The 762-nt window shown below is 38.7% G+C and carries 1 protein-coding gene; it reads left to right on the top strand.

Features of this window, described 5'->3' with window-relative positions; all coding sequences use genetic code 11:
* Positions 1–67: 67 nt before the first annotated feature.
* The coding region (locus FS608_RS29730; protein WP_144556151.1) for a transposase at positions 68–762 on the top strand (695 nt) is incomplete at its 3' end.

Below are 762 nucleotides of genomic sequence, written 5' to 3'. Positions count from 1 at the left end.
AAAAAACGAGCTTGCCTACAGTTTTTTTGTTGTAAAATAGTAGTAATAAAATCTTGAGGTGATGACAATGCTTTCGAAACATAATTCTATTCAACGAGATCAAATTGAAATGATTGCTTTAGACCAACTTGTACCAACGAACCATCTGGTTCGTAAAATTGAGTCGGCAATTGATTTCTCTTTTATTCATGACTTGGTGAAAGATATGTATTCAGAAGTAGGTCGCCCAAGTATCGATCCAATCATCTTGATTAAATTGACCTTCATTCAATATACCTTCGGTATTCGCTCCATGCGTAAGACGATTGAAGAAGTTGAAACAAACATGGCCTATCGTTGGTTCTTGGGTTACGGATTCCATGATAAAGTACCACACTTCTCCACATTCGGAAAAAACTATGAGCGTCGCTTTAAAGATACAGACCTATTTGAACAGATCTTCTATCGTATATTAAAGATAGCTACCGAGAAAAAGCTGATTAGTGCGGAGCACGTCTTTGTTGACTCCACCCATGTGAAAGCCAGTGCGAATAAACGAAAATTTGAAAAGAAAGTCGTTCGCAAAGAGACACGCGCATATCAAGAACGCCTTCAAGAAGAGATCAATCAAGACCGAGAAGACCATGGAAAAAAGCCATTCCCACCTGATAAATTCGATAAGGATGATTCGAAAGAAATCAAAGAGAGTACAACCGATCCAGAGAGTGGTTACTACGTCAAAGACGAACGGACAAAACAGTTCGCCTATTCATTTCATGCTGC

This window comes from Bacillus sp. X1(2014), from assembly GCF_007678255.1.
This window is presented reverse-complemented; position numbering and strand designations above follow the sequence as displayed.